This window comes from Leptolyngbya sp. FACHB-711 (assembly GCF_014695615.1).
GTDB lineage: Bacteria > Cyanobacteriota > Cyanobacteriia > Elainellales > Elainellaceae > Leptolyngbya_A.
Map to the genome: position 1 here is coordinate 1 of NZ_JACJOR010000181.1, position 13,546 is coordinate 13,546.

Here is a 13,546-nt window from a genome sequence, read left to right on the forward strand (position 1 = left end):
ATCAGGGCTAGACGTAGGCAATAGATCCCGGTTGGAAAAGGTAAGCCGCTGGTACCGAAGCTGATAGGTGCTGAGCAGCACATCAATTTCTCCTCGATAGTAGGGCTGGCAATCCGAGAAGTTGAAAGCCTCGCGATCGAGGAAGTTAGCTAACGTCGTTTCCAGTAAGGCCTCGACTGAATAAGCTATCTCCACGGCTTTTTGGACAATAAGCCTCCTGGATCTAGTTTGGCAGGACTGTTGAGATTATCTGGGCTGTCACCCGACTCAAGTGATCGATTAGCTCCTACGCAAAGTGGGATTGCCAAATTAGCCCTTTAGCGATCTGTATATTCAGAGCGGCAGCCTGCAAACGTAATCGCTTCACTGTCCAGAAAGCCTGCGATCGCCATTTCCAGTACCATTTCGATCGGATACTGTGTTTCCTAGGCATGACCTAACAATGCTTGCTGAACGTGTTCGGGTAGGGCTGCCAGGAACATTTTGGCAGCGATCGGGCTAAGATGCTCGTCGCTTTGCTTAGAAGGTAGGGGTGTGCCAACGGTTTGCATTACCCCTCACAGGGTATCTGGCATTATAGGGCGGTTGTGCAGCAGCGATGATAATAGCTTCTAAGACCAGAGAAAAGCCTTGTGTCTATCCCAGAACCGCTCGCGGCTATAGCATGTTTGCCTACGTAGAGTAGTCCAAGCTCCCGGTGTCGAACGGCATGGATGCTGGCATTTGCAGTTACATCTTTGAACGATCGGGTAATGGGAAGACACTGCTCAAACGGGGTGGAGGCAAGAGTATCTAAGATTGCAAGGAAGGGATTGAAGAGCCAATCAATCCTGCAGATCGCAGTTTTATGACTCCTCCAACCTCTAGCCTTTAACGCACATCACCTGCTTCAGCGTGGCAACGACTTCGACCAGATCGTTCTGGTTCGCCATCACCTGCTCGATCGGTTTGTAGGCACTCGGAATTTCATCCAGCACGCCTTCGTCCTTGCGGCACTCTACCCCATCGGTCTGCTGAATCAGATCGTCCAGCGTAAAGTGCAGTTTTGCCTTATTGCGTGACATTTGGCGACCTGCCCCATGCGAGCAGGAGCAGAAAGCATCTGCACAGCCCTTGCCCTTCACGATGAAGGACTTTGCACCCATTGAGCCAGGGATAATGCCATAGTCTTCTTGGCGCGCCCGCACTGCCCCTTTACGGGTGACATACACCGATTCGCCAAAATGAGTTTCCCGCTCGGCGTAGTTGTGGTGGCAGTTGACCTGAATGGAGGGCTTAAACGGTTTACCGCCTGCCAGATGCGTTTCAACAACGCGCTTGAATCGTGCCATCATCACTTCCCGGTTCCGCAGGGCATAGTTTTGCGCCCATTGCAGATCGCGCCAGTATGCCTCGAATTCAGAAGTGCCCTGAACAAAGTGAGACAGATCCGGATCAGGCAGCTTTAATCCAGCCAGCTTTGCCAGCTCTTTTGCCGTTTCAATGTGACGCTGCGCCAGCATGTTGCCGATGTTGCGGCTACCGGAATGCAGCATCAGCCACACCTGTCCCTCGGTATCCAGACACAGTTCAATAAAGTGGTTGCCCCCGCCAAGGCTACCCATCTGCTTCAAAGCTTTGCCATCCAGGTGTTGAACCCCAGAATGCAAATCCTTGAAGTCACCCCAGCCCTGCCAGTTGGTCACGTCTTTGTCAGTGTCCTTGTTCTCGTTAAAGCCAACCGGAATCAGCTTTTCAACGTCCAGACGAATCTGCTTCAGCTTCCCGTCGAGCTGGTCAGCATGATAAGGCGTTTTTACAGCACACATCCCGCAGCCAATATCCACGCCCACAGCAGCAGGGACGATCGCATCTTTGGTGGCGATCACTGACCCCACCAATGCACCCTTACCCAGATGAACATCGGGCATGAGGGCAACGTGCTTGTGAACAAACGGCAAGGAGGCAACGTTCTTTGCCATTTTCATTTCATCATGTCCCAACTCATGTCCTGCCCAAGACAGAACGGGCACTGGAGTTGATAAATTGAGCTTGTCGTAAGGCATAGTTTCGTGTCCTTATCGATGATTGTGAACTGGGATAAACCCAAGCTAATGACAGGACTCGAACCTGCCTACGCGCAGCGAAGCTGATCCGTACCGCATCGCTTATAAGGCGATTGCTCTACCCACTAAGCTACATCAGCATTTGGTCGCGGAGCTGGGTTTTAGCAGCAGTGATTGCAGAAATTAGAAGAAGTTGCGCCGTTCCAGACGATAGATTTGCTCTAGATGGCGAAAGGCTTCAATCTGTTTCAAGCCGCGATCGTGTTTTAAGCTGCGATCGGATTGATGTTCCAGATCAAGATGTTCTAGATCAAGGGTTTTGTCTCGAAGGGGTGCAACTGCACCAGGGGAGGATGGTTTGAGGAACGCTAGCCACTTCGAGAAAAGACCGATGCTGGGGAGGGAGCGAGAATTCATGGGTTAGCTCCTTTCGGCTGTTCTGTGTCTCATCTTATGCTACAAATGTAATATTTGTAATACAGGCTGTCAAGGGCATACTACAAATTCTCGAGGTGGGGAGAGAGCAAGAATGAATGAATGCTTTGAATTGCTCTCTTCGCTTAGACTTTGGCTTAGTTCAACAATGAAGGTCGGGGTCAGGAGGCGCCAGATTGCTGTTCTTTCCAGCTCTTCCTGAAGTCGGTGAATTGGATGCACTGGAGGCCTTTGTTGGCTAAAAAAACAAAATCTGGTTGTGGACTGCCGTTGACCACTGTAGAAAAGGGATTCTAGGGTGGGTGTTGGGCGACCCTAGTGCTGAGACATTCCGACCGTTCTGGATGATCGTGGTAAGTTAGCCGTGCTCCTTCTATGTCACTGCTGGTTGGTCTGTTTATCCAGGATTTATTCCAAAGGGAGCCCCGATGGTGAGCAAGACCTACATGACCCGAGTTGAAGGAGAAAATACACGGCTTTTATTTTTTTAGGGAAGGTCATAGACCTGCCACGATCGAACGCTACAACGGCGAAGAACTGGTTCAACAGAAAGAATTTGGGTTTCTGTTGCCTTTATGATGACTAAACAATCTCCCTGCTTAACTTGTTCTTTGTAGAGTTTGACCTGCTTTTCAGGGTCTAAGCATCCCAAAAATGCGCCGTATAACCCACCTGCGGCAGAGGCAACACTGCTGCCTAAAAATGCTGTCAGGATGCTATCAAGTGCGAGTGCTGGACCTACTCCAGGAACTAATAAAACTCCTAATCCAATTGTTAGTGTCGTTAATCCAACTCCTACACTTCCTAGTATGGCTCCTGCTTTTGTCCCCTCTATACGAGTGATGGATAGCTGATTTGCTTTGTCTACTAAATTCTTGGTCGCGTTTAAATTTTTGGTCACTACGGAGATTTGGTGCATTGGAAAATTGACGCTTTGTAGCTCAAGCAGTGCTTGTTCTGCTTTTTCCTGATTTGGAAAAACACCAATTGCTTGTTTGAGGTTGTTAGTCTTCATGATTTATTCAATCGATAAGGGTTCAGTCGTAATTTTTCTAATGTCAGGGGAGTATCGGAAACCCGTTGCTGTCTCTCTTGGGGCAACTACTTGAGGGGAGCGAATCGCCTTAGCAGTGTGGCTAAACCAATCATGGGTAAGCCGATCGCAATGCACAGGAGAGCCTGACTTAAATTCAACGTTGCTGTGTCAAATAGTTGATTCATTACGTTCCATTGGCTAAACAGCGTTTGAAATAGGAATGCTGCGCCAATGCCAAATAGGACTGCATAACCAAAGGATTCTGTTCGACCACGCATTTTGGCAATGATAGCTGGGACAAATCGGCTGATGCTTAAGAGGTAAAACGCTTCGGCTGCTACCAATGCCTGAATTGCCATTGTCCGCGCCAGGGCTTCGTTGCCCGTTGTCCGAATGATCCATTCAAAGGTGCCAAAAATAACAATCCAGTTGAATACAGAAACTGCCAGAATGCGGGTAATCAGACGACGAGAGAGTAACGGTTCATTCGTTGGGCGAGGCGGGTTTTGCATCACGTCGGGGGAGGGGGGCTCGAATGCCAGTGGCACAGATAGCGCGATCGAACCCACCATGTTCAGCCAGAGGATTTGCACCGGAAGAATGGGCAGGGGGCTTGCTAAAAATACCGCGATTAAAATCGTCATCGATTCGCCCCCGTTGACCGGTAGGATGAAGGCGATCGCCCGCAGCAAATTCTTATAAACGGTGCGCCCCTCTTCTACGGCTCGTTCAATGGAGGCGAAGTTATCATTCGTCAGGATCATATCTGCCGCTTCTTTCGAGACTTCGGTTCCGGTAATTCCCATCGCAGTTCCGATGTCTGCCTGTTTCAGAGCGGGCGCATCATTCACGCCATCCCCGGTCATGGCGACAATTTCACCTTTTGACTGAAGTGCTTTGACCAGGCGGAGCTTTTGTTCCGGGGCAACCCTGGCAAACACATTGCTTTGTTCAACAGCGTTTGCCAGTTCCATCTCGCTCATATCCGCTAGTTCTCGTCCGGTGAAGATGGGTGCATCCGGTGTTTGATTGATTCCCATGCGCTGAGCAATTGCAGCAGCTGTTTTGGCATGGTCGCCCGTGATCATCTTCACCTGGATTCCGGCAGACTGGCAGGAGCGAATGGCTTGAATCGCTTCTGAGCGAGGTGGATCAATCATGCCTTGAAGTCCGAGGAAGACCAGGTTTCGCTCAATGTCGGAATGTTCAAGGGAGGATTTGGATCGGACAGCAGTTTTCTTTGCCAAAGCCAGCACTCTTAACCCCTGGTTTGCCAGGCGATCGACCATTTGTTCGATTGCAGTTGCATCAAGGGCGGTTGAATTTCCCGCAGCATCGACCATTTGGTAACACCGTTTGAGGATCGCCTCAATGGAACCCTTGACGTAAATCAACTGCTCGGAAGCCCGATTGTGTAAGGTCGCCATGTACTGAAATTGAGATTCAAACGATAGGGTAGCCCTGCGCGGCAAGGTTTCTGCCAGGGATTCTGGGATTAGCTCTGCCTTACGAGCCGCCGTTACCAAGGCTCCCTCGGTTGGGCTACCCACCACTGTCCAGTTGCCCTCTTGCTCTTTAATTTGGGCGTCGTTGCATAGTAGCCCTGCTTGCAGGCATTGAGAGAGAGCAGGCGTTTCTGCTAAATCAATGGGCTGTCCTTTGAGTGTGATCTCTCCCTCTGGCGCGTAACCGCCACCACTGACCTGATAAAGTTTCCCTCCGGCATAAATTTCCTGCACCGTCATCTGATTTTCGGTGAGCGTTCCGGTTTTGTCGGAACAAATGACGGTGGTACTGCCCAAAGTTTCAACGGCTGGCAGTTTGCGAATGATGGCATGATGTTTTGCCATCTGGGAAACCCCGATCGCCAGGGTTACTGTCAGGATTGCGGGTAAACCCTCAGGAATGGCACTCACGGCGAGCGCAACGGCTGCTTTAAAGACCTCAACCCAGGAGAAACCTTGGGCGACTCCCACCGCAAAGGTTAATGTTGCCAGAGCCAGAACGACGTATAGCAGGGTTTTGCTAAATCGATCGATTTTTCGGGTTAAAGGGGTTTCCAGGCTGTGGCTCTGCTGCATCATCTGGGACAAATGCCCAGTTTCAGTCTTGTCACCAATGGCGACAACCAATCCCTGCCCCCGTCCAAAAGTGACTAAGCTTCCGGTGTAAGCCATGTTTGCCTGTTCTGCCAGAGGAGTGTCTGGCGGCAGTGGGGTGAGGCTTTTCTCAACAGGAACAGACTCTCCGGTTAAGCCTGACTCATCGATTTGGAGGTCAAAAACTTTAATCAAACGCAAATCTGCCGGGACTTTATCCCCTGATGCCAGCAGCACCAAATCTCCCGGCACCAGTTCACTGGAAGAAATGACCTGTTTTTGTCCATCCCGCAGGATGGTTGCTTCCGTTGTGACGGATTCTGCGAGAGCGGCGATCGCATTCTCAGCTTTTGACTCCTGGATAAAGCCAATCACGGCATTGATGATCGTGACTCCGAAGATCACTCCAGCATCAATCCATTCGTGCAGAAAAGCGGTGACGATGCCTGCTGCTAGAAGTATGTAGAGCAACGGTTGGTTGAATTGCTGGAGAAAACGAACCCAGGCACTCTGGCTTTTCTGGGCAGTCAGTTCGTTAGCACCAAAGCGATCGCGCCGTTCCTTTGCTTCCTGAGTGGAAAGACCTGTATCAGGGTCAGTTTCTAAAGATTGAACAACCTCTTTCACCGACAGATGGTGCCATTGATCCTGTGTTGGATGTTTCGCCAGTGTTTCAACCATTGTGTTTTCTCTACTCGAACTCGGTAATCACACAGCCCCAAGACTGTTTCTCATTACCTCTAGCGTCGATGAGAAAAGTGAACTAAATATGATCACTCGATTCTAACCACTCACTTTTCGATCACATTTGGCTTTCAAAGTAAGAGGCAAGCGAATTGGAGTAGCGTATGGACTGGCAAGCAATATTTCACTGGGTCTATGTCACCGCGATGGTGATCGGGGCACTTTATTTCATGGCTCTCAGTCGCAATCCATGCGGGGTGCCCAAATATGAGTATTTAGTTGCGACCTTTATTCCCATCTGGTCGGGACTCGCCTACATGGCAATGGCAATGGGGCAGGGAAAAGTTGAGATAGCAGGACAAATCACGCACTATGCCCGCTACATCGATTGGTTCGTAACCACTCCCCTACTGCTGCTGTCGTTATCGTGGACAGCGATGCATCACATTGCCAAAGATTGGACTCTGATTGCTGGGCTGATGGGAACGCAAGTGATTGTGATTGGGAGCGGGCTAATCGCAGATTTATCTACCACAGATGAAACACGCTTTGTTTGGTATACCTGCGGTGTTGTTGCGTTTCTCGTGGTTCTTTGGGGAATTTGGGTGCCGTTGCGGGCAAAGACTCGGGGTCAGGGGATGGAGTTTTCCACCCTTTATACAAAGCTCGTTGCCTATTTCACGGTATTTTGGATTAGCTACCCGATCGCCTGGTTAATTGGTCCTTCTGGTTTGGGCTGGGTCAACCAAACAATTGAGACATTGCTGTTTTGTGTACTGCCCTTTTTCTCTAAGGTTGGGTTCAGCTATCTAGATTTGAATGGTCTACGCCGTTTGAGAACACGGTCTACAGCGACAAGCCCTAAAATCCTTTATTGAGGCAGAAGTAGATTTACTCAATGATCTCGTAACGGACTAGCTGGCGCACATCTTGACGCGACAACTGAAGCTCATTGGCGATCGCTGCTTCAATTTGGCTAGGGTCTGTTGTGACAAGTTCTAATTCCATCCGTTTCAAAACCGAATCGGCTGTTTCGACCTTCACCTGAGTAATATTCTGGTTTCTGTTAATGACAGCATTAATGAGCAGGATATTCACAGACACAACTGCTTTAAGCTGAGTATCTGCCTGAAGCTTCGTTGCAGTTGGCTGAGATTGCTGCAATTCTTGAGCCGTCAAAATGCTGGAGCCAAGCCAGAATGCTATTGCTACCACTGGGAGGGGCAACCAAAATTCTGCACCTGATGCCTGTAACCAGCGTTTGATCACCCTCGATCGATGCTCCTCAATAGCGTTTTCCCTGACTGTAATACAGCCTTCTGCTACTTAAAATCTAGCTTTAAGGAGATGTGTAATCTCATCTCAGAACTCAATGCTAGAACTGCAAGCCATCGAAAGGCTGGGCGGAAAAATGAAAATATTGCTAGTAGAGGACGACCCGAAACAACTACTTCCACTCCAGATTGCTTTGTCTCAAGCAGGGCATAGCGTAGATGGTATCAAAGACGGAAAAACGGCTCAGTGGCTTTTATCTGAGAAGGACTATGATCTTTTGGTTCTGGACTGGATGTTGCCCCATGTCAGCGGGGTAAATCTTTGTCAGCATTATCGTGCCCTGGGAAAAACGGCTCCCGTTTTGATGATTACGGCAAGAGATACAACTTCTGAAAAAGTGACCGGGTTAGATGCAGGAGCCGATGACTACTTAGTAAAGCCCATTGACTTAATTGAGTTTATGGCACGCGTGCGGGCGTTGAGGCGGCGATCTCCCTTATGGGTTGGAGACACGCTGAATTTAGAAGATCTGTACCTCCATCTTGATTCGCTAACTGTAGAAAGACAGGGTAAATCTATCACCCTCTCCAGCCGTGAGTTTCAATTGCTAGAACACTTTATGCGTCACCCTCGCCAGATCTTGAGCCGCAACCAGATTGAGCAAGCCGTATGGGAATGGGGGACAGAGCCTGATAGCAATGCGATTACCGTTTTAGTTCGTAAACTTCGTCAACGCTTACAGTCTGTAGAAGCCAGTGATTGGGTTGAGAGTATTTATGGAATGGGGTATCGGCTGTCTCCTCCGGAGAATTAATTTTTATCGGAATCACCATCCTATTCACAGCAGAATGTGTTTAATCAGAGTCGTCGCAATCTAGCCCGCTGGTTTACCCTCTCAATGGGTAGTATTCTTGTGTTGTTTGCAGGAGTCATTTACCAGATTGAGGCGAAAGACAAACGAGAGGCACTCGATCGCTTGCTGCTCGACAAAACCCGGATTATGGCGGCGAGCGTTCATTACGATGTTCGCCAGAATCAAACTGCGGTCGATTTAACCAATGTTCCTCTACTAGGGAGTGGTTCTCACCCACTGGCTGAGGATTTGATCTATGTGCGTTGGTACAACGCCCAAGGACGCTTGGTTCGTTTCTTTGGGGCTGCCCCTGCCAATCAGCTCAATACTTCTCCGGGTTATCAAACGATTCAACCGGCTGATCCCTTGTTGCAGCATCGCTGGTTGCGCCAGATTACGCTACCTGTTGAGGGGCGAACAGGGACGCTGGGCTACCTTCAGGTTGCAACGCCCCTAACAGAAACCCACAATCAGTTGCAAGAGCTTCAGATTGCACTAACCCTGGCAGTGCCGATCGCATTGGGGTTGATTGGCTTAGCGGGTTGGCTATTGAGTGGAATTGCCATGCAGCCCATTCGGCAGTCTTATCAACAGCTTCAACGCTTTACAGCCGATGCCTCCCACGAGTTGCGATCGCCCCTTTCTGCCATCTTGACCAATGCTCAGGTAGGGTTGATGCTTGCATCAGATGATTCCCGGTTCCAGCCATCCCTAGAAAATATCGTAGATAGTGCTAAATCAATGGGTTCTCTGGTGAATAATCTGTTGCTCCTAGCGCGTCATCAGGGAAAGCTCGCGCCTGAGTCGTTCAAACTGCTCACCCTCAATCAATTTCTAGCGGAAATCGTTCCCCAATTTCGGGTACTGGCAGAAGCACAAGACATTCAACTTGAATATGAGCAGCCAGAACAAGCGATTAAGGTCTGGGCTGATCCTGATTTGTTGAGGCAGGTGATTGAAAACTTGCTCAGTAATGCTTGTAAATACACTTCTACAGGTGGGTCAGTGCGGTTGCGACTTGTTCCCCATCCAGGTTGGGCCGTGATTCAAGTCATTGATACCGGAATCGGAATTCCAGAAGTGGACTTACCCTATATCTTCGATCGCTTTTACCGGGTTGATACGGCGCGATCGGTCGACAGCGGTGGCTCTGGACTGGGGTTAGCGATCGCTCAACAGATTGTTCAGGCTCACAGTGGGCATCTTCATGTAAAGAGCGTCATCGGTCAAGGTTCAACGTTTCAAGTTGAACTACCCCTCAAACTACCCTCCTAGTGACTCTTCCATCTTCTGTCTTAAACTCTTGGAGCGTACATCATGATCAGGACACCCACTAGGATAATGGTCGCTCCAACCCAATCCAAGCGATCGGGAGCAACATTATCGATTCGCCATCCCCAAAGGATTGACAGCATGATAAAGATACCGCCATAAGCGGCATAGGCTCGTCCAAAATTCGCGGGTTGAAGCGTTGCAACAAATCCGTAGGTTGTCAGCAAAATAGCGCCAACCATTGCTAACCAGATGCTTTTTCCTTCACGTAGCCATAACCAAATCAGGTAGCCGCCCCCAATCTCACACAGACCCGATAAAACAAAGACCAATAGTGAAAAAATTGTTGTCATGATAAATCAAATCATTGATCACAATGTTGAGATTACTAGTGGTTGAAAGGAACTGATTCACTGGGTTTTCACGCTCCATTAATCCGCAACCTTCGGTAGTTGAAACGCCTATAGTAATCTGTAATATTCATTCTTTAATGGTTTAACGATGAACGGGATCATCGGTGGTGCAGGGATGATGGGGTGGGGTTTAGCCCAGCAATTGCTAGAACAGGGGCATACGGTTGCCATCATTAAATCTAACCTGAGATGCAATATCCCCTTTGTCAATACCATTCACTTGTCCTTTGCAAATCATATTCATCGCTTCAATTCCACTCAACGTTCTTCTTGCCGGATTGAAGACGTTCAATCCCATCATCGGCTTCACAATTCGCTTGATCGATCGGTGAGCCTGCTCAACCTCATTGGGATTGCTCCCGTTGTGGATAGGTGAATGACTCGATATAAGGCTTGTTGCCCTAAATAGGTCTACCCTGCCAACGTTGAAATCTCACAGAATTGGAGGATGTGTGATCCAGATGGAATCAGGTATAAATAAACTCAAAGGATAAAGATCCTTGTTTTTTATAAGGTTTATTTATGACTACACGAGAACAACAACAAGAATATCTCGCCTCGATCGCTCAAGCTTACGATGTTGGTGACTTTGACTACTTAGCTCCCGGTGACTTACGATCGCTCGACGCTTTGATTGCTGAAGCTTGGCAAGCATTCAAGCAAGATGGAGATGTTGATACTCAAATCAGGAAGATTGAAAAAGCGATGGGTCGAGAATGAAAAGATAAGCCGTAAAATTATCCCGCATGGAAATCTGTTGCTTTGAGAGTGAAAGGTGTGATATCGCTGCATCTTCCACCCTCAGAAAAAATGTTTCAGGGATTTCGACAGGATAAAAGCTAACCCTTGCAAAGCATTCTCAAAGGCTCATTTTTTATTGGTTTCTAAACCTGAACTAGCATAGGGTTAGCTCTTTCAGGGTTTCAGGGGTGTCTTACATGTGAGATCCCGATCGTCCCAGATCAGCCAGATCAATATCACGGGGATTGCCCTAGTTGCGGGTGGCTTGATGACTCGGTGTGAAGCCTTAATAGCGATCGCTACAGCCTATAGAACCTATTTGGGATCCTTTTGAGATGGGTTAACCTCAAACATAAATACCATACTCCAGCAGCTTAACCGACAAAGAATGGGAACTCATTGAACCGTTGCTGCCCCAAAAGAAGCAAACTCGACCGCCCAAGTGGACAAAACGACAAATTTTAGACGGTATCTTCTATCAACTCAAAAACGGCTGCAATTGGTGTGACTTGCCCAAAGACCTGCCGCCTTATTCCACGGTCTTCTGGCACTTGCATTCAATGGCGCTCTGAAGGTGTCCTTGACTGCATCTTGGCAACGTTACATCAACAAGTTCGAGCCAACGTAAAAAAAACCGAAATGGACCCGTCTGCTCATCATTGACTCACAAGCGGTCAAAAACACTTGCAACGCGAGTATGGCATCCAAAGGCTTTTGTCACTACAAATGCACTAACGGCATCAAACGCCATCTAGCCATTGATACATTGGGGTTTCCCTTCTTCACCCATTGCACTAGGGCAAATGTTTCAGATGATCAAGGGTTGATTGAACTGCTCAGTTGCAACTTAGATTACTTTCGCACCAAGCCAGTTAATATCCCCAAGATTACAATTCTGCTAGACCACGGATATCACCCGGACAAGCTTATCGCTGCCTTGCAGCAACTCTACCCCCAGATTATGACCAAGATTCGCTTTGAACTCGCCCCAAAGCCGACGAAAGCGGAGAAGGCAGCACAAGGGAAAACGGGCTTTGTCCCTGTAGCAACTCGGTGGATCGTGGAGCGGTCGAATGCCTGGATGGAGCGGTGCAAGAGTTTGGTTAAGAATTTTGAGCGAACGCTTGACCATGCCAGAGCAAAGCTTAACCTATGTTTTATCCGATTAATGCTCAAGCGGTTAGCAAGTGCATAGATCTCAAACGGATTCTATAGTCGATTTCAAAGCGTTAGGGTGAAGTATGAGCGACACTGAGACCAGTACAAACCTCTTGATTCAATTAAAAGAAGCTTCTCAAGGCTTGGTGTATTTAAGCGAGTCAGAGTCATCATTTGAGGTGTTTATCTGGGAAGGACAAGCCAGTGACGGTCTTACTCCCGAACAGGTCGCTCAGCAAACAGGACATCCGGCAGATGCCTCAGTTCAAGTGATGGAGTTGTCTGAATTCTTTAGACCGACCTCGGGATGGTTTGGCTCGGAAGAACAAGAGATTGCAGATCGCTTCAAAACTCTGGAGAATACGCTCGCCAGTAACCTGACCAACATAAAGGTGTATCGAGTTGGTCACATTGAGATTGATGTTTATATTGTGGGTCAGCACGCCAACGACCTGGTAGGCATATCCACCAAGGTCATTGAGACTTAGAGCTATTGCGTATCGACTTTGGATTCAAGCGTCTCTTGCAAAGCTTCCGATACATTGCTCAAGAAGTTGTAGCCAGTTGTGGCTTCAATCTGGTCAACCGACGTTCTAAAGCTGCGCCAATCTGTCGTTCTGATTCCCTGGCTGTTCGGCATGTTGACAGCAATCACTCGCGTATTGTTATTGATTCCCCCAATCCCGCCCCCTGCTGGAAGAACAACTACGACTTTCCAAGTGTTAGCAGGGACAGTAATCCTGCCAGATGCCAAGGTTGACATGGAACCGTTCTCCCCGATACCCCCGATGCCACTTCCTCCGGCAATGATGTAGAGATCATTACCCTGTTTAACTAAGGTTCGGCAATACTCTTCCAAAACCGCCCAGGGACCACGATTATTGTCTGGGGATTGGGGCAGGATGTTGGTCATCAAAAAAGTTGCAGAGTTTACCTCAATGATCGCAGTTCGATCTTCTGACGCCGTCATATGTCCACGATCGAACCCGCTATAGGTATAGTTTGTCGTTGTCACTCGATACCAACCCGTTGGAAGAGTTGTATCTGAGCGGAAATTGTTTTGCCGTGGAGCATCGCCTTGCCACGCCTGACTCAGTTGCCAACTCACCCAATTGGGAATGCCTTTGCTACGACTGTAGGATAAGGCATATTCAGGCTTAATCATGAGGTAATTTTCAGGGCTGGCAACATCAGCCTTTGCATCACTCGGGTTACCCAGTAAAAGATGAGCGCTGCTAGAAGTTGTGTCTGCTGAAGGGGTTGACTGTGCAACTGTTTGGGCAGGGGATGTTGTTTCCGAAGAGCTGAAGGATAGCGATTCAGTGGCGGAAGCGATCGCGCAGCCGGTTAAAAGCAACAAAAATCCACCTAGCCAGGGCAAATGTTTGAGACCCATGACAATGCTCCTGAACTACTTGATCATTTCATTCACCCTAATCGAGGCAGTCTAGCGCCTCTAAATCCACGAAAAAACCTTCCTTTTGAAATAGAACAGGAACTCGATCGAATCCTTCTTTTTGAAGTGTGCCAGAGCA

The 13,546-nt window shown here is 48.6% G+C and carries 17 protein-coding genes, 1 tRNA gene and 2 pseudogenes; 8 read left to right on the forward strand and 12 right to left on the reverse strand.

Going from position 1 to position 13,546, the window contains the following annotated elements:
• From H6F80_RS29380 to H6F80_RS06385, 6 genes and pseudogenes are all read right to left on the reverse strand, one after another.
• A pseudogene (locus H6F80_RS29380) lies at positions 1-195 on the reverse strand (hypothetical protein); the annotation flags it as partial.
• 91 nt (positions 196-286) lie between these two features.
• On the reverse strand, positions 287-433 hold the full coding sequence (locus tag H6F80_RS29385; protein WP_190790765.1) for a hypothetical protein: 147 nt from the start codon (positions 431-433) through the stop codon (positions 287-289).
• On the reverse strand, positions 426-551 hold the full coding sequence (locus H6F80_RS30295; RefSeq protein WP_277879055.1) for a hypothetical protein: 126 nt from the start codon (positions 549-551) through the stop codon (positions 426-428). Before H6F80_RS30295 ends, H6F80_RS29385 begins: the two co-directional genes overlap by 8 nt.
• A 312-nt stretch (positions 552-863) precedes the next feature.
• Positions 864-2,045, reverse strand: a complete 1,182-nt coding sequence (locus H6F80_RS06375) for an RtcB family protein (RefSeq protein ID WP_190790751.1) — start codon at positions 2,043-2,045, stop codon at positions 864-866.
• Between the two features lie 43 nt (positions 2,046-2,088).
• Positions 2,089-2,185 (reverse strand) — tRNA-Ile (locus H6F80_RS06380).
• A gap of 43 nt (positions 2,186-2,228) precedes the next feature.
• On the reverse strand, positions 2,229-2,462 hold the full coding sequence (locus tag H6F80_RS06385) for a hypothetical protein (RefSeq protein WP_190790752.1): 234 nt from the start codon (positions 2,460-2,462) through the stop codon (positions 2,229-2,231).
• Positions 2,463-2,674: 212 nt separating this feature from the next.
• Between H6F80_RS06385 and H6F80_RS06390 the strand changes: the two are divergent.
• A pseudogene (locus H6F80_RS06390) lies at positions 2,675-2,959 on the forward strand (IS1 family transposase); the annotation flags it as partial.
• An 8-nt stretch (positions 2,960-2,967) separates the two neighbouring features.
• Here H6F80_RS06390 and H6F80_RS06395 read toward each other — a convergent pair.
• A complete protein-coding gene (locus H6F80_RS06395; RefSeq protein WP_190790753.1) occupies positions 2,968-3,495 on the reverse strand; it encodes a general stress protein in 528 nt (175 codons plus the stop codon).
• Between the two features lie 86 nt (positions 3,496-3,581).
• Entirely contained in the window at positions 3,582-6,296 is a 2,715-nt protein-coding gene (locus H6F80_RS06400) for a cation-translocating P-type ATPase (protein WP_190790754.1), read from the reverse strand.
• A 167-nt stretch (positions 6,297-6,463) separates the two neighbouring features.
• On the opposite strand from H6F80_RS06400, the gene H6F80_RS06405 reads away from it, so the two are divergent.
• Positions 6,464-7,177, forward strand: coding sequence for a bacteriorhodopsin (locus H6F80_RS06405; protein WP_190790755.1), 714 nt, complete (start codon positions 6,464-6,466; stop codon positions 7,175-7,177).
• A gap of 13 nt (positions 7,178-7,190) precedes the next feature.
• Here H6F80_RS06405 and H6F80_RS06410 read toward each other — a convergent pair whose 3' ends face one another.
• Positions 7,191-7,568, reverse strand: a complete 378-nt coding sequence (locus H6F80_RS06410) for a hypothetical protein (RefSeq protein ID WP_199296413.1) — start codon at positions 7,566-7,568, stop codon at positions 7,191-7,193.
• 142 nt (positions 7,569-7,710) lie between these two features.
• Here H6F80_RS06410 and H6F80_RS06415 point away from each other — a divergent pair, with 142 nt between their 5' ends.
• Together H6F80_RS06415 and H6F80_RS06420 are read left to right on the forward strand one after the other, a co-directional pair.
• Entirely contained in the window at positions 7,711-8,388 is a 678-nt protein-coding gene (locus tag H6F80_RS06415; protein WP_190790756.1) for a response regulator transcription factor, read from the forward strand.
• Positions 8,389-8,472: 84 nt separating this feature from the next.
• Positions 8,473-9,702: a sensor histidine kinase gene (locus H6F80_RS06420; RefSeq protein WP_199296414.1), complete on the forward strand. Its 1,230-nt coding sequence runs from the start codon at positions 8,473-8,475 to the stop codon at positions 9,700-9,702.
• Between the two features lie 20 nt (positions 9,703-9,722).
• Here the strand turns inward: H6F80_RS06420 and H6F80_RS06425 are convergent, their stop codons facing one another.
• Positions 9,723-10,052 carry a YnfA family protein gene (locus H6F80_RS06425; RefSeq protein ID WP_190790758.1) on the reverse strand — a complete coding sequence of 110 codons (330 nt, stop codon included), beginning with the start codon at positions 10,050-10,052 and terminating at the stop codon, positions 9,723-9,725.
• Positions 10,053-10,257: 205 nt separating this feature from the next.
• Positions 10,258-10,413 (reverse strand): hypothetical protein, encoded by a 156-nt coding sequence (locus H6F80_RS30645; RefSeq protein ID WP_518523533.1) that lies wholly within the window; start codon positions 10,411-10,413, stop codon positions 10,258-10,260.
• Positions 10,414-10,634: 221 nt separating this feature from the next.
• Here H6F80_RS30645 and H6F80_RS06435 point away from each other — a divergent pair, with 221 nt between their 5' ends.
• From H6F80_RS06435 to H6F80_RS06450, 4 genes are all read left to right on the forward strand, one after another.
• Complete coding sequence (locus H6F80_RS06435) at positions 10,635-10,832, forward strand: hypothetical protein (RefSeq protein WP_190790759.1); 198 nt, start codon at positions 10,635-10,637, stop codon at positions 10,830-10,832.
• A gap of 377 nt (positions 10,833-11,209) precedes the next feature.
• Positions 11,210-11,425, forward strand: a complete 216-nt coding sequence (locus tag H6F80_RS06440) for a transposase (protein WP_518523534.1) — start codon at positions 11,210-11,212, stop codon at positions 11,423-11,425.
• A gap of 86 nt (positions 11,426-11,511) precedes the next feature.
• Positions 11,512-12,048, forward strand: a complete 537-nt coding sequence (locus H6F80_RS06445) for a transposase (protein ID WP_518523535.1) — start codon at positions 11,512-11,514, stop codon at positions 12,046-12,048.
• 46 nt (positions 12,049-12,094) lie between these two features.
• Positions 12,095-12,499 (forward strand): nuclease A inhibitor family protein, encoded by a 405-nt coding sequence (locus H6F80_RS06450; protein ID WP_190790760.1) that lies wholly within the window; start codon positions 12,095-12,097, stop codon positions 12,497-12,499.
• Between the two features lie 2 nt (positions 12,500-12,501).
• On the opposite strand, the gene H6F80_RS06455 is transcribed toward H6F80_RS06450, so the two are convergent.
• A complete protein-coding gene (locus H6F80_RS06455; protein ID WP_190790761.1) occupies positions 12,502-13,407 on the reverse strand; it encodes a DNA/RNA non-specific endonuclease in 906 nt (301 codons plus the stop codon).
• Positions 13,408-13,546: the final 139 nt, after the last annotated feature.

What these genes read in the sequence shown, in the direction of transcription:
- H6F80_RS06375 (WP_190790751.1), bottom strand. Translation starts at nt 2,045, where the DNA reads ATGCCTTACGACAAGCTCAATTTATCAACTCCAGTGCCCGTTCTGTCT.
- H6F80_RS06400 (WP_190790754.1), bottom strand. Translation starts at nt 6,296, where the DNA reads ATGGTTGAAACACTGGCGAAACATCCAACACAGGATCAATGGCACCAT.
- H6F80_RS30295 (WP_277879055.1), bottom strand. Translation starts at nt 551, where the DNA reads ATGCAAACCGTTGGCACACCCCTACCTTCTAAGCAAAGCGACGAGCAT.
- H6F80_RS06395 (WP_190790753.1), bottom strand. Translation starts at nt 3,495, where the DNA reads ATGAAGACTAACAACCTCAAACAAGCAATTGGTGTTTTTCCAAATCAG.
- H6F80_RS30645 (WP_518523533.1), bottom strand. Translation starts at nt 10,413, where the DNA reads ATGATGGGATTGAACGTCTTCAATCCGGCAAGAAGAACGTTGAGTGGA.
- H6F80_RS06420 (WP_199296414.1), top strand. Translation starts at nt 8,473, where the DNA reads ATGGGTAGTATTCTTGTGTTGTTTGCAGGAGTCATTTACCAGATTGAG.
- H6F80_RS06435 (WP_190790759.1), top strand. Translation starts at nt 10,635, where the DNA reads ATGACTACACGAGAACAACAACAAGAATATCTCGCCTCGATCGCTCAA.
- H6F80_RS29385 (WP_190790765.1), bottom strand. Translation starts at nt 433, where the DNA reads ATGCCTAGGAAACACAGTATCCGATCGAAATGGTACTGGAAATGGCGA.
- H6F80_RS06415 (WP_190790756.1), top strand. Translation starts at nt 7,711, where the DNA reads ATGAAAATATTGCTAGTAGAGGACGACCCGAAACAACTACTTCCACTC.
- H6F80_RS06455 (WP_190790761.1), bottom strand. Translation starts at nt 13,407, where the DNA reads ATGGGTCTCAAACATTTGCCCTGGCTAGGTGGATTTTTGTTGCTTTTA.
- H6F80_RS06425 (WP_190790758.1), bottom strand. Translation starts at nt 10,052, where the DNA reads ATGACAACAATTTTTTCACTATTGGTCTTTGTTTTATCGGGTCTGTGT.
- H6F80_RS06405 (WP_190790755.1), top strand. Translation starts at nt 6,464, where the DNA reads ATGGACTGGCAAGCAATATTTCACTGGGTCTATGTCACCGCGATGGTG.
- H6F80_RS06450 (WP_190790760.1), top strand. Translation starts at nt 12,095, where the DNA reads ATGAGCGACACTGAGACCAGTACAAACCTCTTGATTCAATTAAAAGAA.
- H6F80_RS06385 (WP_190790752.1), bottom strand. Translation starts at nt 2,462, where the DNA reads ATGAATTCTCGCTCCCTCCCCAGCATCGGTCTTTTCTCGAAGTGGCTA.